The organism is Rhodoblastus acidophilus (assembly GCF_025961575.1).
Lineage (GTDB): Bacteria > Pseudomonadota > Alphaproteobacteria > Rhizobiales > Beijerinckiaceae > Rhodoblastus > Rhodoblastus acidophilus_C.
The window spans coordinates 1-20020 of sequence record NZ_JAOQNX010000011.1; the positions used below are offsets into that span (position 1 = coordinate 1).

22 protein-coding genes, 1 other RNA gene and 1 pseudogene are annotated in these 20020 nt (G+C 63.3%); 7 read left to right on the forward strand and 17 right to left on the reverse strand.

Annotated features, from left to right (window positions below):
• Positions 1–511: 511 nt before the first annotated feature.
• Positions 512–754, reverse strand: a complete 243-nt coding sequence (locus M2320_RS09460) for a hypothetical protein (protein WP_264597066.1) — start codon at positions 752–754, stop codon at positions 512–514.
• Between the two features lie 203 nt (positions 755–957).
• On the opposite strand from M2320_RS09460, the pseudogene M2320_RS09465 reads away from it, so the two are divergent.
• Positions 958–2007 (forward strand): annotated as a pseudogene (locus tag M2320_RS09465) (glycosyltransferase family 2 protein); the annotation flags it as partial.
• A 5-nt stretch (positions 2008–2012) separates the two neighbouring features.
• Here M2320_RS09465 and recR read toward each other — a convergent pair.
• From recR to ffs, 4 genes are all read right to left on the reverse strand, one after another.
• On the reverse strand, positions 2013–2615 hold the full coding sequence (gene recR, locus M2320_RS09470) for a recombination mediator RecR (RefSeq protein WP_264597067.1): 603 nt from the start codon (positions 2613–2615) through the stop codon (positions 2013–2015).
• Between the two features lies 1 nt (position 2616).
• A complete protein-coding gene (locus M2320_RS09475) occupies positions 2617–2937 on the reverse strand; it encodes a YbaB/EbfC family nucleoid-associated protein (protein ID WP_155444809.1) in 321 nt (106 codons plus the stop codon).
• Complete coding sequence (locus M2320_RS09480) at positions 2937–4781, reverse strand: DNA polymerase III subunit gamma/tau (protein WP_264597068.1); 1845 nt, start codon at positions 4779–4781, stop codon at positions 2937–2939. Before M2320_RS09480 ends, M2320_RS09475 begins: the two co-directional genes overlap by 1 nt.
• Positions 4782–4832: 51 nt before the next feature.
• Positions 4833–4929, reverse strand: an RNA gene (gene ffs, locus M2320_RS09485) — signal recognition particle sRNA small type.
• Between the two features lie 92 nt (positions 4930–5021).
• On the opposite strand from ffs, the gene M2320_RS09490 reads away from it, so the two are divergent.
• Positions 5022–5432 carry an HIT domain-containing protein gene (locus M2320_RS09490; RefSeq protein ID WP_264597069.1) on the forward strand — a complete coding sequence of 137 codons (411 nt, stop codon included), beginning with the start codon at positions 5022–5024 and terminating at the stop codon, positions 5430–5432.
• Positions 5429–6394: an NAD(+) diphosphatase gene (gene nudC, locus M2320_RS09495; protein WP_264597070.1), complete on the forward strand. Its 966-nt coding sequence runs from the start codon at positions 5429–5431 to the stop codon at positions 6392–6394. The genes M2320_RS09490 and nudC overlap by 4 nt, the downstream gene beginning before the upstream one ends.
• 35 nt (positions 6395–6429) lie before the next feature.
• On the opposite strand, the gene M2320_RS09500 is transcribed toward nudC, so the two are convergent.
• Positions 6430–7086, reverse strand: coding sequence for an aminotransferase class IV (locus M2320_RS09500; RefSeq protein ID WP_264597071.1), 657 nt, complete (start codon positions 7084–7086; stop codon positions 6430–6432).
• Entirely contained in the window at positions 7041–8168 is a 1128-nt protein-coding gene (locus M2320_RS09505) for an aminodeoxychorismate synthase component I (protein WP_264597072.1), read from the reverse strand. The genes M2320_RS09500 and M2320_RS09505 overlap by 46 nt, the downstream gene beginning before the upstream one ends.
• An 89-nt stretch (positions 8169–8257) precedes the next feature.
• Here M2320_RS09505 and queC point away from each other — a divergent pair, with 89 nt between their 5' ends.
• On the forward strand, positions 8258–8950 hold the full coding sequence (gene queC, locus M2320_RS09510) for a 7-cyano-7-deazaguanine synthase QueC (protein WP_264597073.1): 693 nt from the start codon (positions 8258–8260) through the stop codon (positions 8948–8950).
• Between the two features lie 68 nt (positions 8951–9018).
• The gene (locus tag M2320_RS09515; RefSeq protein WP_264597074.1) at positions 9019–9183 is read left to right on the forward strand and encodes a hypothetical protein; all 165 of its coding nucleotides are present in this window, start codon (positions 9019–9021) and stop codon (positions 9181–9183) included.
• Here the strand turns inward: M2320_RS09515 and M2320_RS09520 are convergent.
• The 4 genes from M2320_RS09520 to M2320_RS09535 form a co-directional block, all read right to left on the reverse strand.
• Positions 9180–10034 (reverse strand): prephenate dehydratase, encoded by an 855-nt coding sequence (locus M2320_RS09520; protein WP_264597075.1) that lies wholly within the window; start codon positions 10032–10034, stop codon positions 9180–9182. The two genes, M2320_RS09515 and M2320_RS09520, sit on opposite strands and share 4 nt — an antisense overlap.
• Positions 10031–10774 carry a 3-deoxy-manno-octulosonate cytidylyltransferase gene (locus tag M2320_RS09525; protein ID WP_264597076.1) on the reverse strand — a complete coding sequence of 248 codons (744 nt, stop codon included), beginning with the start codon at positions 10772–10774 and terminating at the stop codon, positions 10031–10033. Before M2320_RS09525 ends, M2320_RS09520 begins: the two co-directional genes overlap by 4 nt.
• A gap of 383 nt (positions 10775–11157) precedes the next feature.
• On the reverse strand, positions 11158–12168 hold the full coding sequence (locus tag M2320_RS09530) for a patatin-like phospholipase family protein (RefSeq protein WP_264597077.1): 1011 nt from the start codon (positions 12166–12168) through the stop codon (positions 11158–11160).
• Complete coding sequence (locus M2320_RS09535) at positions 12165–12950, reverse strand: 3-hydroxybutyrate dehydrogenase (RefSeq protein ID WP_264597078.1); 786 nt, start codon at positions 12948–12950, stop codon at positions 12165–12167. The genes M2320_RS09530 and M2320_RS09535 overlap by 4 nt, the downstream gene beginning before the upstream one ends.
• Before the next feature lie 192 nt (positions 12951–13142).
• On the opposite strand from M2320_RS09535, the gene ispG reads away from it, so the two are divergent.
• A complete protein-coding gene (gene ispG / locus M2320_RS09540) occupies positions 13143–14441 on the forward strand; it encodes a flavodoxin-dependent (E)-4-hydroxy-3-methylbut-2-enyl-diphosphate synthase (RefSeq protein ID WP_264597079.1) in 1299 nt (432 codons plus the stop codon).
• Between the two features lie 58 nt (positions 14442–14499).
• Here ispG and M2320_RS09545 read toward each other — a convergent pair whose 3' ends face one another.
• The 3 genes from M2320_RS09545 to M2320_RS09555 all read right to left on the reverse strand — a co-directional run bounded on the left by M2320_RS09545 (position 14500) and on the right by M2320_RS09555 (position 16374).
• Positions 14500–14724, reverse strand: a complete 225-nt coding sequence (locus tag M2320_RS09545) for a hypothetical protein (RefSeq protein WP_264597080.1) — start codon at positions 14722–14724, stop codon at positions 14500–14502.
• A 70-nt stretch (positions 14725–14794) separates the two neighbouring features.
• Positions 14795–15430, reverse strand: coding sequence for an acyl-homoserine-lactone synthase (locus M2320_RS09550; RefSeq protein ID WP_264597081.1), 636 nt, complete (start codon positions 15428–15430; stop codon positions 14795–14797).
• Positions 15431–15618: 188 nt separating this feature from the next.
• Positions 15619–16374, reverse strand: coding sequence for a LuxR family transcriptional regulator (locus M2320_RS09555; RefSeq protein ID WP_264597082.1), 756 nt, complete (start codon positions 16372–16374; stop codon positions 15619–15621).
• 317 nt (positions 16375–16691) lie between these two features.
• Between M2320_RS09555 and M2320_RS09560 the strand changes: the two genes are divergently transcribed.
• The gene (locus tag M2320_RS09560) at positions 16692–17927 is read left to right on the forward strand and encodes an MFS transporter (protein WP_264597083.1); all 1236 of its coding nucleotides are present in this window, start codon (positions 16692–16694) and stop codon (positions 17925–17927) included.
• A gap of 5 nt (positions 17928–17932) precedes the next feature.
• Here the strand turns inward: M2320_RS09560 and M2320_RS09565 are convergent, their stop codons facing one another.
• From M2320_RS09565 to M2320_RS09575, 3 genes are all read right to left on the reverse strand, one after another.
• Positions 17933–18628 carry a DUF1345 domain-containing protein gene (locus M2320_RS09565; protein ID WP_264597084.1) on the reverse strand — a complete coding sequence of 232 codons (696 nt, stop codon included), beginning with the start codon at positions 18626–18628 and terminating at the stop codon, positions 17933–17935.
• Positions 18625–19551, reverse strand: coding sequence for a polyprenyl synthetase family protein (locus tag M2320_RS09570; protein WP_264597085.1), 927 nt, complete (start codon positions 19549–19551; stop codon positions 18625–18627). The genes M2320_RS09565 and M2320_RS09570 overlap by 4 nt, the downstream gene beginning before the upstream one ends.
• 82 nt (positions 19552–19633) lie before the next feature.
• A complete protein-coding gene (locus tag M2320_RS09575) occupies positions 19634–19975 on the reverse strand; it encodes a DUF6496 domain-containing protein (RefSeq protein WP_264597086.1) in 342 nt (113 codons plus the stop codon).
• Between the last annotated feature and the right edge of the window lie 45 nt (positions 19976–20020).

Sequence of the window (20020 nt, forward strand, 5' to 3'; positions counted from 1 at the left end):
ATAGGCGCGCTCCTGTCAGCTTTCACGCCGCAAGAGTGCGCCAATTTCTTCGCCGCAGCAGGATATGATCCGGATTAAGTCGAATCCGCTCTAGCAGCGGCTCACGGAGCTTATCAAGCTCCGCCTGTCGCCGCCGGATGAAGTCTTTAAGAGTCTCTCCCATAAACCTCATATCGCACATGTTGCTCAAACACGCAAGCATGCGTTGTTCGGAAGCACGGTTTGTTCCTGGTTATCAACAATCTGTTGACAACAGAAAAGGTTAACGGACTCAAGGCAACTGGGCTTGACGCAACTACGCGTCAACTATCGCTGACAAGTTTGCGTCGCGCGGTTGCTAACTCGCTGGCTCAAAACAAAAACCCGCCCCAGTGGTGTAGCGGACACCGGGGCGGGCCGACGCTGGCTGAGTCGCCGCGTCTGCGGTCGAGGAGGAACCGCGCTTGAAAAGTTAATGGGACGAAGACAGGCCGCAACCAACTTCGCGGTTGAGCGTCGTCAGTGATTCCACTTAGGGAGCCATAGACCGGCGGCGCTGATTGCCTCTCTGGCCAGATGCTTGCGGGATTATGTCCTCAAGCTCATCCCCGTCATAAGCTGGGGACAGCCCAATAAGCTCTTGGATCGCTAGCGCGACATATTTACTGCCTTCGGCCATAGCGGCCTCGGGGTCGCCGGCCTGGTCAAATTCAGCAAGGACGTAATAGAGGTTGACCAGCGCGCGGGCTATCGCGGCGTTTCTTGCGTCTGTCATGTGGCCCTCTCGGGAAATGGGCCGATCCGCTCTGTGGCGTCGAATGAAGCAGTCCGGCCAGGCTGCGACCGCTATGACCAAACTCTGATCGCGATGAAATTGGTAGGCCAGTGATTCCGCCGTATCAACCAACCATGCGGTTGCAAGTCGTTGATTCTTGGCTTGGTGAGCTTGCTACCTAATGCCGCGACTATCCCCCGGCCAAGCTCGACATCAAATTCGTTATCGAGGAGGACGATTCCGAGACTTTTTCCGCGCTTCATCACGCCGGTCTCGCGCCCTACATGGAGGTCATCGTCGCCCCCGCCGGAGCCCCCCGCACAAAGCCGCGCGCGCTAAACGTGGCGCTGCCGCTGGCCCGCGGCGAATTGCTGACGATTTTCGACGCCGAGGATCGCCCCGAACCGCTTCAGCTGCGTATCGCGGCGGAGCGTTTCGCCGTTTCGCCGCCCTATGTCGCCTGTCTGCAAGCGCGCATCGCCATCGACAACGGTCATGAAAGCTGGCTCGCCTATTTCTTTTCCATCTCCTACGCCGCCCTGTTCGACGTCATCAATCCGGGTCTCGGCGAACTTGGCCTGCCCATGCCGCTCGGCGGCACCTCGAACCATTTTCGCACCGCGCTGCTGCGGCGCATGATTGGATGGGACGCCTGGAACGTCACGGAGGACGCCGATCTCGGGCTGCGGTTCGCGCGCTTCGGCTACGAGGTTCACGCCATCGACGCCGCCACCTACGAGGACGCGCCGGTGACCCTGTCTGCCTGGATGGGCCAGCGCTCGCGCTGGATGAAAGGCTGGATGCAAACGCTTTCCGTGTTTTTGCGCACACCCCGCGCACAGATACGCAAAATGGGATTTTTGCCGGCGTTCGCGGCCGTCTGCGCCATGGCGAGCCTGCTCGCTGGACCTCTGTTCGGCCCCCTGTACAGCCTGCGGATGGCTCACGACCTGTTCTTCGGCGACCTGCTCAACCCAGGGGACATTCAGGGGCTCATCGTGTCCGGCTTCAGCCTGTCCGTCGCCTTTTTCGGCCTGCTGGCCTTCATCCTTCCCAATGTGATCGGCATGCGCCGGCGAAAACTGAAGGTTTCTCCGCTGCTGATCCTGTCGCCGATCTATCTGCTGCTGGTGTCGTTCGCCGCCTGGCGGGCGCTGCTGGAATGGACCCGAAAACCGTTTGTATGGACGAAGACGGACCACACGCCCAGGCCGAAGGAGATCGAACCCCGCTGCTCCGCGCCCTCGCTGTGAGCCTGCTACAAATCCGTGCGGCTCTTCAGCGCCGCCGCCAGCGTGCCCTCGTCGAGATAATCCAGCTCGCCGCCGACGGGAACGCCGTGGGCGAGTCGGGTGCATTTCACCTCATAGGGGGACAGAAGCTCGGTGATGTAATGGGCCGTGGTTTGGCCATCGACCGTGGCGTTGACCGCCAGAATAACCTCTTTAACGCCACCCGCCGCCACGCGCGAAACCAGCGCGCCAATGTTGAGGTCGTCGGGACCCACGCCGTCGAGCGGCGACAGCGCGCCGCCGAGCACATGGTAGCGCGCGTTCAAAACCTGCGCGCGCTCCAGCGCCCAGAGGTCGCCGACGGTTTCGACCACAACCAGCGTCGCGCCGTCGCGGCGGGCGTCAGAGCAGAGCGAACAGGGATTGCTGGTGTCGATATTGCCGCAGCTCGAGCAGGTGACGATGCGCTCGCGCGCCACCCGCATGGCGTCGCCGAGCGGCCCCAACAATTCCTCGCGCTTGCGGATCAAATGCAGGGCGGCGCGGCGCGCGGAACGCGGTCCGAGTCCGGGCAGCCGGGCCAGCAGCTGGATGAGCCGTTCGATTTCCGGCCCGGCGACTCCGGCCATGTCAGAACGGCAGCTTGAATCCGGAGGGCAGGCCGATGCCGGCGGTCACAGCCTTCATCTTTTCTTCCAGCAGGGCTTCCGCCTTGCCGCGCGCTTCGCCGAGAGCCGCAACGATCAAGTCTTCGACGATTTCCTTCTCTTCCGCCTTGAGCAGGGAGGGGTCGATGCTGACGCTCTTGACCACGCCCTTGGCGGTGATCACCACGTTGACCAGACCGCCGCCGGCGGCGCCGTCGACCGTGACATTTTCCAGCTCGGCCTGCATTTCGGCCATCTTGGCCTGCATCGCGCTGGCCTTCTTCATCATCCCCATAATGTCCATCACAGGTCCTCTTCTTGCGCCTCGTCGGCGTAGGTAATGTCATCGCCGCGAACTTCCGCGCCCTCGTAGAGCGGCTCAGCCTTGCTGTCCACCGGCGTATCGTCGCCCCCGCGCACGGCGACAATCACCGCGCCGGGAAAATTGTCGAGCGCCGCGCGCACCAGCGGATGCGCCTGAACGCCGATGCGTTTTTGCGTCTCGCGCGCCTCGGCCTGCTCCTTCAGCGTCGGCGCGCCCGGAGCGTTGGACAAGGCGACGAGCCAGCGCTCTCCCGTCCAATCCTGCAGTCTCTTGGAAAGCTGCGCCGGCAGGGCGGGAGACGCGCCCTGCGCCAGCGCGAATTCCAGCCGCCCCTGCTCGAAACGCACCAGACGCACATCGCGCTCCAGCGCCGTCTTGGTCTGAATGTCGCGTTTTTCGCCGGCCAGCGCGACAAGTTGAGCAAAATCTTGCAAGACGACGGCGGGCGCCGCCTGCATTGTCGGCGTAGGCTGCGGCGCCAGTGCGGGCTGCGCGGACGCCAGTCTCGGCGCGCTCTGGCGCAACGCCGCGCTCGCCCCGCCCGATGGCCCCGAGGGCGTGCGGGTCGGTCCGCCGCCAGGCGCCGGATCGCCAGCGGCAAGCTGCTTCAAGACATCCTCGGGCGACGGCAAGTCAGCGGCATAGGCCAGCCGCACCAAAACCATGTCGGCCGCCGCCAGCGGGCGCGGCGAATCCTTCACCTCCTCGATGCCCTTGAGCAGGATCTGCCAAGACCGGGACAGCACGGACATCGCGAGCTTTTCCGCAAGCTCGGCCCCCTTTTCGCGCTCGAACTGACCGGAGGCGATCTGCGCCGTTTTGGCGGAAATTTTCATGCAGGTGACGAAATGGACGAATTCGGCGAGATCGGTCAGGATTTTCGCGGGATCAGCGCCGAAATCGTACTGCTCCTTCAGATTATCGAGCGCCTCGGCGACGTCGCCGCGCATGAGCGCTTCGAAAAGAGCGATGGTGCGGCTGCGGTCGGCCAAGCCCAGCATGGCGCGCAAAGCTTCCGCCTCGATCGGCGCGCCGGCGCCGTGCGCAATGGCCTGATCGAGCAGCGACAGCGCGTCGCGCACCGAGCCTTCCGACGCTCGGGCGATCAGCAGCAGCGCCTCATGGTTGATCTCGACCTTTTCCTTGTCGCAGATCGCGCCAAGGTGGCGCAGCATGGTCTCCGCCTCGACGCGGCGCAGATCGAACCGCATGCAGCGCGAACGCACCGTCACCGGCACCTTGTCGATTTCCGTCGTCGCGAACAGGAATTTGACGTGCGGCGGCGGCTCCTCAAGCGTCTTCAAAAGACCATTGAACGCGCTCTTCGACAGCATGTGCACTTCGTCGATGATGTACACTTTGTAACGCGCCATGGCCGGCTGGTAGCGCGAGCTGTCGACGATTTCGCGGATGTCGTCGATGGACGTGTGCGAGGCCGCATCCATCTCGATCACGTCGACATGACGCGACTCCATGATCGCCTGGCAATGAACGCCAAGTTCGTTCATGTGAATGGTCGGCCGCTCCACGGCCGGACGCCCGTCACGCGCGGGAAGCTGGTAATTGAAGGCGCGGGCGAGGATGCGGGCGGTCGTTGTCTTGCCGACGCCGCGCACGCCGGTAAGCATGTAGGCCTGATGGATGCGGTCGAGGTCGAAGGCGTTTTTAAGCGTGCGGACCATCGGCTCCTGGCCGATCAGATCCTCGAATCGCGAGGGACGGTATTTTCGCGCCAGCACGCGATAGGCGCCTGCGGGCTGCCGCTCCTGCGGCGCCGGAAACAAACCACCTTCGCTTTCAGGATTTTGCGCGGACTCGTCCATCTCCAAACCGCCGAATCAAGGCGCCAGCGGTCGTCAGGCGCGCAAATTTTGAGTGGGAGGTTGGACAGAGACCCGCCCGGTCTCGTTAGGGCTGCTTCCTTCCGGACCTGACCCGGTTGGCGAGTGGAACGTCCACCGCCAACCTCCCGAGGCTTATTTGGACCATCGAGACGTTTTCTGCAAGAGGGTTGCGCGCCGCCGCCGGGGGCGCCAAGCTGTCGCACCCGGAATGGAGCCCCCATGACCTTCGCCCTCGACCCACGCCTTGTCGCCGACACGATTCCGCTCGGCGACATGGCCCTGTGCCGGGTGCTGCTGATGAACGACAGCCGCTTTCCCTGGCTGATCCTGGTCCCACGCCGCGCCGGACTCGTCGAGATCACCGACATGACGCCGTTCGAGCGCCGCGCCCTGTTCGAGGAGGCGGCGCTGGCGGCCGACCGCCTGAAACTCTTGACCGGGGCGAAAAAGATCAACATCGGCGCGCTCGGCAACATCGTGCGGCAATTGCATGTCCATGTGGTCGGCCGTTCCGAAACCGACGCCGTCTGGCCCGGTCCCGTCTGGGGCGCAGGCGTCGCCGAGCCCTATGACGATCCGCAGCCCTTGCTGGACCGGCTGCGGCGCGCGCTGACCCCGGAAGTCCCTTGAACCCCTTCGATCTCATTGGTTTTTCCGGCAACCCGCTCGACCGGCTGTCGGAGAAGCGCGACGACGCGGCCGCGCTTGCGGCGTTGTTGGCGAATCCTGGGGCGCGGGCCGTGGCTTTCGCGGGGACCATGCCGGTGGTGCGCGCCAATGGCGGCGGTTGCTCCGCGTTGCACGCGCTCGACGACCTCCGCGCCCTGCCCGCCGAGGAAGCGCCGGTGCTGCTGGGACGCGACGATGAAGGACCGGTCTACGGGCTGCTGCTGCCCGAGGCGACGCTGGCGCACAAGCCAATCGGGCAAGACGCCTTTGTGGACCGCCACGAATCGGTCATTGCCGGGCGGCCGGACCTGAGCGTCCGTGATCTGCGCGCGCTTGCCGTTGAAAACGCGCTGCCGCGCGACGAGATCGCGATTATCGCGCAGGCCAAAACCGTGCTGCACTGGCATGCAAATCACCGTTTTTGCGCCCGCTGCGGCCGTGAGACGGTTCCTGCGCAGGCCGGCTGGCGACGCGATTGCGAAAACTGTGGCGCGCAACATTTTCCCAGGACCGATCCGGTGGTGATCGTGCTGGTGACGCACGGGGACAGCTGCCTGATGGGGCGCCAAAAGCAATTTCCGGCGGGCATGTATTCTTGCCTCGCCGGCTTTGTCGAATGCGGCGAGACCATCGAAGAAGCGGCGCGGCGCGAAATTTTTGAGGAATCAGGCGTGCGCCTGGGCGCCGTGAAAATTTTGGCGTCGCAGCCCTGGCCGTTTCCGGCCTCGCTCATGATCGGCTGCCGCGCCGAGGCGCTTTCACGCGACATTGTGATGGATGCGCAGGAGTTGGAAGACTGCCGCTGGTTTTCGCGCGAGGAACTCCGCGCGATGGTGGCGGACCTGCATCTCCACGGACTCAAGGCCCCGCATCCGATCGCCATCGCCCGCGGCTTGCTCGAACACTGGCTCGCAGGCGCGTAACCCGGCGGGTGTCAGGCGGAGCGCCACCCCTGGCGTCAGAGCGTCAGTCTGCCGCAAATCAGGCCCCGCAGCGCGTTGCCGAGCGCAAAACCTCCGCGCAGATCGTCGAGTCGCAAACATTGTTCCCGCGCCTCGCCGCGCTCCAGGAGGTCGGCCCGGAGAACGCCCGCGAGCAGACCGCAAGCGAGCGGCGGCGTGAGCAGCTGATTTTCGCGCGGCAGGAAAAGGTTGGTGCGCGCGCCTTCGCAGACCTCGTCGCGCTCGTTGAGGAAGATGACCTCATCCACGCGCGGGTCGGCGGCTTGAGCGGCGGCGAGGGCGTCCTCGTAAACCGCTCGCTGTGTGGTCTTGTAGCGTAGCAGAGGATTCGCCGAGTCTAGCCGGGTTCCAGCCAGCGCTACGCACCAGACTCTTGGCGGCTCGAGGGCGAAAGGCGCCGCGTTCCAGACGATTTCCCCGCAGCGGCGCAATTCCAGCCGAACCCGCAGGCGATCGCCCGCCGGTTGCCTACAGGCCTCTACCAGGGCCCTGTCAAACGCCTCAGAAGACAGCGAGAAGGCGAGCATGCGCGCGGAATTCTCCAGACGCGCGCGGTGACCGCGGATCAGCCGATATCCGCCGTCGCGCGTCCACAACATGGTTTCGATCAGGCCGAAATCATCGGCGACAGGAAGCGGGCTTTCAGCAGACATTCCTCATATTCCTCTTTCGCCTGCGAATCCGCGACGATCGCCGAGCCCACAGGGCAGGTCAGCGCGCGTTCCTTAAGCGTGAGCGTGCGGATGGCGACATTGAACCGCATATCGCCGCCCGGCGCGATCACCCCCATCGCCCCGCAATAGGCGTCCCGCGAAAAACCCTCCTGCTCGGCGATGATCTCCATGGCTCGGATTTTTGGCGCGCCGGTCACCGAACCGCAGGGAAACAGGCCGGCGAAAATGTCCACAAAACTCAAGTCCGGCCGCAGAATGGCCTGCACGCCGGACGTCATCTGGTGGAGCGTCGGAAAAGTTTCGACCGTGTAGAGATCGGTCACAGCCACAGAGCCGACCTCAGACAGCCTGCTGAGATCATTGCGCAGGAGATCGACAATCATGAGGTTTTCGGCGCGGTTCTTCTCATCCGCCGCCAACCGCACCACCAGCCCGCGATCTTCCTCCGGGGTCGCCCCCCGGGCCGCCGTGCCCTTCATCGGACGCGTAAAGATCTGCCTTCCCTGCGTCGAAAAGAATTTTTCCGGCGATAGCGACAGGATGGTTTCGCCGCCAAGCGCGACAATGCCGCCGGTTTCAACCGGCTGGCGCAGGCGGAGGGCGCGATAAAGATCCAGCGGTTCGCCCGCAAAAAAACCTGAGACCGGAAAGGTCAGGTTGATCTGGTAGACATCGCCGGCGGCAATATAGGCGCGGCAGGCGTCGAAGCGCCGCCGATAGTCGTCGAAACGCCAGAGCGGGCGCAGGTCCGTGATCTCGGGCGGCGAGGCCGCCGTCAGGGCGGGCGGCGCCGACGGCGCTTCAAAGAGGCCGAATTGCAGCAATGGGGTTTCGCGCCGGCCAAGGAGCGGGAGCAATCGCGGCTCCAACGCAAGGCCGCATTCGTAGGCGACATGCCCGGCCGCCCAGAGGTTTTCGCGCGCGGCCTGTTGCAGGAGCGCCAGCGCCGGCGCGACCTCGTCCGCTTGATAGGCGGTGACGATCTGCAGCGGCCCGGCGAAATGCAGCGTTCCGCATGAGCGGTCCTCGATCAGACAGAAGGGTTCGCGCGCGTTCGCCATGTCCATGGCCTTAACGCGGAAAGGGCGGCAAAAAAAGTCTGGCGAAGCGATGCGGCGCGGGTGTAGCCAAGGTCGAAGGAGAGATTCCCATGGCGCTCGTGCTGTTTTCCGGCGGACAGGATTCCACCACATGCCTCGCCTGGGCGCTGGAGCGTTTTGAACGCGTCGAAACGCTCGGCTTCGACTATGGGCAGCGGCACCTTGTTGAACTGGAGCAGCGCCAAGTGCTGCGCGCGGAGTTGCGCGCGATGAAGCCGCGCTGGGCGGAGCGGCTCGGACCGGACCACACGCTCGACCTCCGGGCGCTCGGCAAACTCTCGGATACCGCGCTGACCGGCGACAAGAAAATCGAACTGACCGAAAAAGGGCTGCCCAACACGTTTGTGCCCGGGCGCAACCTGATTTTCCTGACCTTCGCGGCGGCGCTGGCCTATCGGCGCAGCCTGAACCACATCGTCGGCGGTATGTGCGAAACTGACTTTTCCGGCTACCCGGACTGCCGCGACGACGCGATCAAGGCCATGCAGGTCGCTCTCAACATCGGCATGGAGAGCCGCTTCGTGCTGGACACGCCGCTGATGTGGCTCGACAAGGCGCAAACCTGGGCGCTTGCGGAAAATCTCGGCGGCGAGAGCCTTGTCAACGCGCTGATCGAGCACAGCCATACGTGCTATCTCGGCGAGCGCGGCGAGAGGCGCGCCTGGGGCTACGGCTGCGGTCAATGTCCGGCCTGCGCGCTGCGGGCGCAGGGCTTCGAAAAATGGAAGTCCCACGCATTTTAGCGAAGGTCTCAGAAAGTCGTTTTGAACCGAGGTCGTTGACTGACGTTTCCACATCAGGAGCAAACGTCATGTCCCCTCAATGCAACGCAAGCCTGCCTCTTGAACTTCTTAAGGCAAACCCGATCCTGCTGTCGATGATGGCTTCTTCTATTGCGGTCGCCTTCTTCCTCGACTTCGCCGACGCGATGACTTGGCGCGATGCGCTCCATGCCTTCCCGGTGAAGAAAGCCTAAGCCCTCTCGCCCAGCCGCAATCGAAACGGATGCGCCGCATAGGTCCCGAGGATGCGGACCTCCTCGCTGAAGAACTGCAATTCCTCCAGTGCGCGGCTCAGATTCACGTCTTCGGGACGGCCCTCGACATCGACCAGAAACTGCGTGGCGGCGAATTCGCCATTGACCATGTAGCTCTCCAGCTTGGTCATGTTGAGATTGTTCGTTGCGAAGGCGCCGAGCGCCTTGTAGAGCGCCGCAGGAACGTTGCGCACCCGGAACACAAAAGTCGTCAGCGTCGGCCCCGGCCCGGGCGGGGGGCGACGCGCCTCGCGCGACAGGACGACGAAACGGGTTGTGTTGTGGTCCTCGTCCTCGACGAAACGCGCCAGCACGTCGAGTCCATAGATCTCCGCCGCCATCAGGGGCGCGAGCGAGGCGCGCGTTTTATCGCCCCATTCCGCCACTTCGCGCGCCGAGCCGGCGGTATCGCCAGTGATCACAGGCTTGAGATTGTACTGGCGGATGATTTTCCGGCACTGGCCCAGCGCATGGACATGGCTATAGACGCTGCGCAAGTCCTCAATTTTGGCGCCCTTGACCGCGAGCAGATGAAAATGGATCGGCAAAAAATATTCGCCGATGATGTGCAGGTCGGAGCGCGGCAGGAAATGGTGAATGTCGGCGACGCGGCCGGCCAGCGAATTCTCGATCGGGATCATGCCGAGTTCGGCGCGTCCCTCGCTGATCGCGGCGAAGGCGTCCTCGAAACTGGCGCAGGGCAGGGTTTCCCAGCCGGGATAGACGTCGGCGCAGGCCATGTGGGAATTGGCGCCGGGCTCGCCCTGATAGGCGATGATCTTGCTGCTCACTTCGATGAATCCTTCAAGATTGCGCGCGCCCGCTCGAGGTCGTGGGGGGCGTCGACGCCCAGCGGGACGGCGTCGACGATTTCCACGTCAATGCGCATACCCGCCTCCAGCGCCCGCAATTGCTCCAGTTTTTCCCGCTTTTCCAGCGCGGACGGCGGCAACGCGACGAATTTTTCCAACGCGGCGCGCCGATAGGCATAGAGCCCGATGTGATGATAGAGATCACCCTCGCCCCAGGGCGCAGTGGCGCGCGTAAAATAGAGCGCGCGCTGGCGCGTCGGGCCGAGCGGCGCGCCAACCACCTTGACCACATTGGAATCGGTCCGCTCTTCTTCGCGAAGAATCCGCGCCGCGAGCGTGGCGATGTCGACCTTCGCATCGGCGAGCGGCGCCAGCGAGGCGCGCACGCTGGCCGGATCGATGGTCGGCAGATCGCCCTGGAGATTGACGATGACGCCGTATCGTCCATCGGGATCGTAACGGCGCAGCGCTGCGGCGATCCGGTCCGAGCCTGAGGGCAGATCGGGATCGGTGACGACGGCCTCGCCGCCGGCGGCGCGCACGACGCGCGCGATCTCCTCGCCGTCGGCCGCAATAAGAACCGGGCCGATCTCCGCCTCCACCGCGCGACGAAACACCTGAACGATCATCGGCGCGCCGCAAATGTCCGCCAGCGGTTTGTCGGGCAATCGGGTCGAGGCGAGCCGGGCGGGAATGACGATGAGGGCGGCGTGCGGCATGCCCCTCGTTTCAGGGATTTTCGGACGCTTGTAAAGCCTGGAGCTTGCGGCAATTACTTACGTAAAGCATTTCTCGAGCTGCCCGCTTGGCTTGATCGGCGCTGCTGTGCATTAATGGATTTGCAATAAAGAATGAGCGTCACGAACGCCCATCGGAGAGGAAAAGATGAATTATCACAATCTGGTCAAGGCCGGATTCGCGGTCTGTTGCGCCCTCATGCTCCAGTTCAGCATCAGTATTTTCAGTGACGCTTTGTTGGCGCCAAACAAAGCGAAAGCCGCGGGCTACGCAATCCAAGGCGCCGCACACGCCACCGTCGCCTCGGCCACGCACAAATAACCGGCAGACATTGGACCGCGCCTCCTGGGCGCGGTTTTGCGTTTCAGTTCAGCGCCTGCCGAAGATCGAGCGTCGGCCTCACGCCGATATCTTTGAAATGCGCGGCGATGAACTTCTTCGCTGCGTTTGCGCCGATTTCTCGCAATTCCAGGAAAAAATCGTAGTCCGCGTTCATCTTGCTGGCGGCGCCGAATCGATTGAGCGCATCCTGCGCTTCGATGATGTGGAGGCGGATTTCCTTGTAATGTGTTCCGTCCAGCCGCCCCTGAGCGATCAGGCGACGAACGAAGTCGATGGCGCGAAATTCCTGCAACAGCGGCGCGTTGAACGTGATCTCGTCGATGCGGCTCATGATTTCGATGGCGGTGTCGGGCGTGCCCCGGCGCACGATAGGGTTGATCTGCACGAGGACGATGTCGGCGCAATCGGTTTCGGTGAAAAACGGGAACAGGACGGGATTGCCCATGTAGCCACCGTCCCAATAGGGCTTTCCCTCAACCTCGACGGCCCGGAACACCGTCGGCAGGCAGGCCGACGCCATCACCATGTCGAGCGTCAGCTCCTCGCGATGAAAAACACGCACCTTGCCGGTTTCGACCGAAGTGGCGGCGATGAACAGCTTTGGGCCGGCGCTGGCGCGCAAGGCCTCGAAATTCACGCCGCGCTGCAAAACATCGCGCAACGGGTTGATGTCCATCGGGTTGAGTTCAGCAGGCGCGAACAGGCTCGCGGTCTGCTGCAATATCGCCGCGGCGGGCGTCGACGACCAGAAGGCCATCATCCCGTCGAACACCATTCGGCCGGCTTCGGGCAGCGCGCCGTCGAGGCTCGCCCCCTTCCAGAATTCGGCCATCTGTCGCTGCGCGCCCTGGGCGCCGCCCTTGCGCAGGCCTTCGGCGAAATTGACGGCGTTCATCGCGCCGGCGCTGGTTCCGCTGACCCCGCGGATATCGAAGCGGCCGTCCTCAAGCAGCGCGTCCATCACGCCCCAGGTGAAGGCGCCATGGGCGCCCCCACCTTGGAGGGCCAGATTGATCGTTTTCCGGCCGGTCACGCGGCGGTCCAGCCGCCGTCCATGGAAATGTTCGCGCCGGTGATTTGCGACGCGGCGTCGGTGGCGAGAAAAACCGCGAGCGCAGCCACCTGGTCGACAGTGACGAATTGCTTGGTCGGCTGCGCCGCCAGGAGGACGTTGTTGATGACCTCCTCCTTGCTGAGATTGCGCGCCTTCATCGTGTCCGGGATCTGCTTTTCGACGAGCGGCGTCCAGACATAGCCCGGGGAGATGCAATTCACCGTCACGCCGAAGGTGGCGAGTTCCAGCGCCACGGTTTTGGTCAGGCCGGCGATGCCGTGTTTGGCCGAGACATAGGCCGACTTGAACGGCGAGGCCACCAGCGAATGGGCGGACGCCGTGTTGATGATGCGACCCCATTTGCGCGCCTTCATCCCGGGCACGGCGGCGTGGATGGTGTGGAAGGCTGAGGACAGGTTGATGGCGATGATCTGGTCCCACTTTTCCGTGGGAAAATCCTCAACCGGCGATACGAATTGAATGCCGGCGTTGTTGACGAGGATGTCGACAGCCCCAAAAGTCTTTTCGGCGTTCTGGATCATGGCGGCGATTTCCGCCGGCTTCGACATGTCCGCGCCGTAATAGGCCGCCTTGACGCCGAACTCCTTCTCGATTGCGGCCCGCTCGGCCTCAATCGCGGCGGCGTCGCCGAACCCGTTGATCACGACGTTGCAGCCTTCCTTAGCAAAGGCGCGGGCGATGGCGAGGCCAATGCCCGAAGTGGAGCCGGTAACGACGGCGGTCTTGCCTGCGAACGACATGAGACTCTCCCTGATCCCAAAAAATTCACCCGCTCAATATAGTTTGTGCGCCGCACATTTGGACCCCTGCCCTTGGACTAAGCCGCCGCATGCGACCGCGCGCCCCCTCAAGGCGCCTGCGCCTTCTATTCCCTTGATTGACCAACGTCTGTTATAGAGAGGCCAAATTTCGCCCACAGGACGTCGCCGCCAATGACCGACCAAAATTTCCCGCCGCTTTGCGAAACCGAAATCGCCGCCGAACCCTTGCCCCGCAGAAAAAGTGTGGGCGTGCGTGTTGGCGAGGGCGCCGGCGCGGTCGCCGTCGGCGGGGGCGCGCCCATCGTCGTGCAGAGCATGACCAACACCGACACGGCGGACGTGGACTCCACCGTGCAGCAGGTCGCCGCCTTGGCCCAGGCCGGCTCAGAACTGGTGCGCATCACCGTCGACCGCGAGGAGGCGGCGGCGGCCGTGCCGCACATCCGCGACCGGCTGGCGAAAATGGGCGTGAATGTGCCGCTGGTCGGCGATTTCCACTACATCGGCCACAAGCTGCTGACCGAATATCCGGCCTGCGCCGAGGCGCTTTCAAAATATCGCATCAACCCCGGCAATGTGGGTTTTAAAGAAAAGAAGGACACGCAGTTCGCCTCCATTGTCGAACTGGCGATCAAGCACGACAAGGCGGTTCGCATCGGCGCGAACTGGGGTTCGCTCGACCAGGAAATGCTCACCGAGCTGATGGACGAGAATTCCAGGGCTGTGAAACCGGTCGACGCGCGCGCGGTGATGCGGGAGGCCATGACCCGCTCCGCGCTGCTTTCGGCCGCGCGCGCCGAAGAGATCGGCTTGAAGCGGGACCGCATCATTCTCTCCGCCAAGGTTTCGAACGTGCAAGACCTGGTGTCGGTCTATCGCATGGTGGCGGCGCGCTCCGACTACGCCCTTCACCTCGGGCTGACGGAAGCCGGCATGGGGTCAAAGGGCATCGTCGCTTCCTCCGCCGCGCTCGGCATTCTGCTGCAGGAAGGCGTCGGCGATACAATCCGCGTTTCGCTCACCCCGCAGCCCGGAGGCGATCGCACGCTGGAGGTGCAGGTCGCGCAGGAAATCCTGCAGACGATGGGCTTTAGAACCTTCGTGCCGCTGGTCGCGGCCTGCCCCGGATGCGGGCGCACCACCAGCACCGTGTTCCAGGAGCTGGCGCGCGACATCCAGGCGATGATCCGCGAGCGCATGCCCGAGTGGCGAAAAGTCTATCCTGGCGTGGAGACTCTGAACGTTGCCGTCATGGGCTGCATCGTCAACGGCCCCGGCGAATCCAAGCACGCCGACATTGGCATTTCCCTCCCGGGCACCGGCGAAAGCCCGGCAGCCCCGGTCTTCATCGACGGCAAGAAGGTCAAGACGCTGCGCGGCGAAGGCATTGCGCAGGAGTTTGAAAAGATCGTGACCGATTACGTCGCGCAGCGCTTCGGAGGCAACACGGCGGAGACGGCGGCGGAGTAATCCGCAGCCGTCATCGAATTCCCGCACGAACGAACGGGATCTCCGAGAGGAAATCCTCTTACTCCAAACCTTTCTGAACATCCTGCGCCCACGCCGGCCTTCCCGCGTGGCGCTCACGCCATGACCTTATGGCGAAGATCAGCTCATTAGCGGCTTGCTCCATATGCCTGAGGGCCGCCTGCTCATCGACCAAACCGTTCGCACGGAGCTCTGCAGCGGCGAAATACAGTTCGATCTGGGCGCATTCAATCGCTTCATTTAGGTCGTTGCTCACAGTGTGCACCTGCATCATCCAAGCTGGGAGCGTGCGCCGCGCCGCGCACGAAATGCTGCGGCGCCACGCTCGCTGTCGATCAGGCCACGAGCTTCAAGGCCGAACGGTCCGGCAGAACGTCCGCTTGCGTTCCGCTGACGGCGCGAAGCCTTTGCTCGAGTTCATCGCCAATTTCATAGATGACCGCGTAAGTGAGAACGCCGCCGATGATCTTCGGCGCACCCAAAGGCTCGCCCGCGCAATCGGCCATTTTCAACATCCGATGCATGATCGCGTCGTAGACGGTCACGATATGCGTCAGACCCACTTCCTTGCCGATTTCGTTCATCGCCAGGCCGAGTTCCGCGGTAGCCTCGCTCATGCGCGCAAAATCCCGCCGACGGTCGCCTGTTGTCGGAATGGTGAAGCGGCTCGACTCCCAAATGAGGGGGCTCTCGATTCGTTTACCGTCGGGGAGTAGTTCCGGGAACGTGTCATTGAGCATGTTCAATCCCGTGGTCGGCAAGAGACGTAGGGCACCGCGGATGTTGCCTTCTTCATCCACCGACAGAACGTAAAGCGGATGCAAAGCATCATAATGGTCGATCTCCCAGTCTCCGGAGACATTAACCTTCCAACCAAGCTGGTCATGAAATATTTCTTTCCGCAGCCTGTGCATTTTATCGATAAGATCCGGATATTTTGACTTGTTTTCTCCGCCGATCAACACAATCACGAGCGCCTCCATGTTCTAGAATACGTAGGCGTATTGAAGCAGGCGATTGAAATATTTGCACCTGTCATAAATATCAGGTGGCTCCACCAAGCGGTTGCGCATCGCCCGCCTGATTCTGGTGACGCGTGTCGGCAGCCACGCTGGCGGACAAGCCTGCGCGTTCACCAAGCCAGTCGAGTGAAGGGACTTTAGCGTTTCATCAGGCTCGGAGGTTCTACGGCCAGACTGATCAAGCCGAGCGTCAGGGCCTTCGCAACAGCCTGGATGACATTGGAGGCGCCCAGACGGCCACGCGCCGATTCGATGTGAAACCTGACCGTGCTCTTTGAAATTCCAAGAATGTCGGCGACATCCTGGTCCGATTTGCCGAGCGCCTTGAACCTGAGACAGGAGGCCTCCCGGTGGCTCAAGGAGATGGCGTGTTCCGGCTTCAGCACATCGTCGACCACCGAAGAGTGGAACTGCCATGACAACAGCATGAGTTCGCGCATCATCGCGCGCTTCTCCGCCTTCCAGTCGGGCTCACTCATGTCCGAAGTCACCGTGAACAAGGCAAATTCGGAATTGCGCCCACGAATGGGAATGGAAAGCCCTCTCGCCCCCACATCCAATTCCTGCGCTTCGCCGAAGAACTGCCTCACCACCGGATTGGAGCGATCGATGTCGTCCCAGTCGATCGGCAAAATGCCGGAGAGGCCGGACCGGAGGATCGGATCGACATCCGCATAGTTCTTCTGTGCGTAACGTTTCTTCCAATCGTCCAGATAGGTCATGGCCATCAGGGGACGGTCGTTGGTCAGAGCGGTGGGAAGATTGAGGACGAGATAGGCGACGTGCTTGATTCCGTGCGACTGTAAGCTGGCGGCAATGCCCTCTATCGAGTTTGGCAACCTTTGCGCCAACTCCAGCCCGCCCAAGACATCAAAGACACTCTCCTCCGACACGCCGCTCTCCCATCATGCTCTCGCCTCCAAATAGAACGATATCAAAAGCTTTGCTCGAAACTTTGGGGCAGTCTGGCGCCGCATCAATAGGACGGCCTGCATTCAAGCAGAATGCGCGACTTTCTTACAACCCCCAACGAATTCATGAATATTGCACAGGCAAGCATTCAAATCAAAATACTTGGTGCATTCCAGCCTCGTCGCAGGCGCCCGTCGAACCTTCCTGTGGGCGATCCCGCAGCGATCGCTTCGGGTCTTTGCAACGATTCCAACGGCATCCTATCGTGCCTTTCTCATGGAAGGATTCCTTGGGGACTATGGGATTCAGGCTCCTCGACAACTCCGATGGCTCCGCCGACGCCAGGGTCGTGCTCTGCCTGTGCGCGGCGGAAGTCTTGACCATGGTCGGCGTGTTCGCCTTTCCCGCCCTATTGACGGACTTTTCCGCCGAATGGCGGTTGACCAACACGCAAGCCGGTTGGATTTCCGGCGCCCTGTTCGCCGGCTACGCGCTCACCGTGACGGTCCTCACCGGGCTGACCGACCGGATCGACGCCAAAAGCGTCTATCTGTTCGGCGCCACCTGCGCCGCCGCATCAATGCTTGGGTTCGCGCTCACGGCCGAAGGTTTCTGGAGCGCCTTGTCATGGCGGCTGCTCAGCGGCGTCGGCCTGGCCGGTACCTACATGCCGGGGCTCAAGGCGCTTGTCGATCGCATCTCGGCGGAGCGACAGCCGCGCTGGATCAGCTATTACACCGCGAGTTTTTCTCTGGGCACGTCCGGATCGTTCCTGGCGACAGGCGCCTTGGCCTCGGTTTTCGGCTGGCGCGCGGCTTTTGTCGCGGCCGCCGTCGCGGCCAGCGCAGCCGTCGCCCTTGTCGCCTTGCTCCTTCCGGCGGTCCGCGCTGCGCCACAGGCCAAGGCCGAAGGTTTCGACATCCCGGCCGTGCTCCGCAACCGGGCGGCCATGAGCTACGTGCTCGGCTATGCCGCGCATGTTTGGGAACTGTTCGGCGCGCGCTCCTGGATGGTGGCCTTTCTCGGCTTCGTCCTGCTGCAACATCCCGACGCCGCCGGCCCCGCGCCAACGACCGTCGCAACGCTTGGCACGCTGGTCGCCATGGCCTCGAGCGTCTGGGGCGCCGATCTGGCGGTGCGTTTCGAACGCCGGCGCCTCTGCGCCTTCGCCATGCTGGCGTCCGGCGTTCTGGCCGGGGCCATCGGCTTCTGCGCCGGCCTTCCCTATCCCGCCGTCGCCGCGCTGATGCTGGCCTATAATTTCTTCATTCAGTTGGATTCGGCCGCCCTGACCACGGGCGCGGTGCTCGCCGCCGACCCGCAGCGGCGCGGCGCGACCATGGCGGTGCATTCACTGCTGGGCTTCAGCGCCGGCTTTTGCGGTCCAATCGCTTTCGGCGCCATCCTCGACGCGGCGGGCGGAGCCTCCATCGGCTTCGCCTGGGGACTGGCCTTCGCCTCGCTGGGCGCGGTGGTCGCCATGGGCCCCCTGGCCTTGAGGCTTGCGCCCCGGGCCAGAAGACTCAGCGATTGAACAGTCTACCCGCCCACGAAGCCCGCGCCGATATTGATGGTCATCGCCAGCACGGCGTTATTGTAAAAGAAGGCCAGGATGCAGTGCGCCGTCGCCAGGCGGCGCAATGGGCGTCCCGTGATGTTGACGTCGGCCGTGGCGCAAGCGACGCCGATAACGTAGGAAAAGTAAAGGAAATCCGGATAGTCCGGCCGATCCTCGCCGGGAAAGCTGATCCCGCCCCGCCATTGCCCCGGCGCCTCTTCCCGCGCCGTGCGATAGAATTCATGGGCGTAGTGCAGCGCAAAGGCGAGATGCACCAGCAGCCATGAGCCGACGACTGTCGATATGGCCAGAGCAATGTGAAGGCTCTTGACCTCGATCGCAGATCCCTTGATGGCGAGAAGATGAGCGAAGATAGCGGCATAGGAACAGGCCGCGGCCAGCGCGGTCAGAACCAAGACGACATTGCGGCCGTCGTCCTGCAAAGCGGCGCGGCGGTGGATGTCCTTGTGTTCCGAACGCGCAATCATCACCGCCGCAGCGACGAGATAGGTCCAGCAGCCGACGTTCCAGCCGATCAGGCCTCGCGTCACTTCACGCCAATGCCCGGGAAGCAAAAATCCCACAAGCACGCCGAGCGCGAGGGAAAATAGCAGGCGCGGACGCGCCCGCGCCAAGCGCAGAATTTTCGGAGGACGGCGGCCGGGCTCCGAATTCACGATTTCCGCATTGCGGTGAAGCGGGCGGCCTCGGCCAGGATCTCCGCCTTGTCGCCGAAGCCGGCAAGCGCCTCGATCGCCTCGCGCGCCAGCGCGTCACGGCGCTTGCGCGCCTCGTCGATCCCGAGCACGGCGACCAGCGTCGCCTTGTTGCGGTCGGCGTCCTTGCCGGCGCGCTTGCCGAGCGCCGCCGTGTCGCCCTCGGCGTCCAAAATGTCGTCGGCGACCTGGAAGGCTGCGCCCAGCGCCGCGCCATAACGGCTCAGAGCTTCACGCTGCTTGGCGTCCGCGCCGCCGATGCGCGCGCCCGCTTCGACGGCGTTGAGGAGAAGCGCCCCGGTCTTCATCGATTGCATCAGCATGACGAATTCGCGACTATGCGGTTCCTTGCGCGACTCGGCCTCGAGGTCGAGCGCCTGGCCGCCGACCATGCCGCCCAGGCCCGAGGCGCGCGCCAGCATGACGGTCAAGTCGGCGCGAACCGCCGGATCGGGATGGGTCGGCGTATCGGCGATCACGTCGAAGGCGTAGGTCAGCAGGGCGTCGCCGGCGAGAATGGCGCAGGCCTCGTCAAAAGCCTTGTGGCAAGTGGGACGTCCGCGACGCAAATCGTCGTTGTCCATCGCCGGCAGGTCGTCATGGACCAGCGAATAGCAATGAATCATCTCAAGCGCGCAGGCGGCGCGCAAAACGCCCTCGCCCTCGGCGCCAAGCATTCGCGCGGTCTCCACCAGCAGGAAGGGCCGCAGGCGCTTGCCGCCGCCGAGCGAACCGTAGCGGATGGCCTCGAGCAGCCGGGAGGGACGATCCTTTTCGCCCGGCAGCAGATGGGGCGACAGGAGGCGGTCGAGCATGTGTTCCGTGGCGTCCGCCACCGCAACCAGCCGCGCTGAAAATGCGTCGCGCAAAACCTCTCCCGACATGATGCTTCCCAAACTTGTTTCAAACCACGGCCTTGGCTTGCCCCAAGGTTTTGGTCGGGTCAAGCGCGGAACGCAAACAGGCTTAGCCTCGAATCGCGCGCTTGAGTTCCGCCTTGGTCATGTAGGAGCGCCCCGGAATGTCGCGCCGCCGGGCCTCGGCATAAAGCTCCGCCTTGCTCCCGCCGGCTTCGTCGCGCGCTTGCGCGGTTTCCCCCCGCGCCTCCTTCGCCTTGGTCTTTCGCAGGTTCTCCCTGTTTTTCCCAGGCGATTCCTGGTTCGTGGCGCCGGCCTCATGCAATCCGATGGCGATGGCCTGTTTCGGATTCTTGACCTTCTTGCCGGTCGAGGTTTCGAGTTCGCCATGCTTGAACTCATGCATGACGCGCCCGACCGTTTCCTTCTGCCGTTTCGATTGTCTGGCCATCGGGTGCTCCCTTGGCCAGCACAACGCGCGAAAGACGCAAGCGGT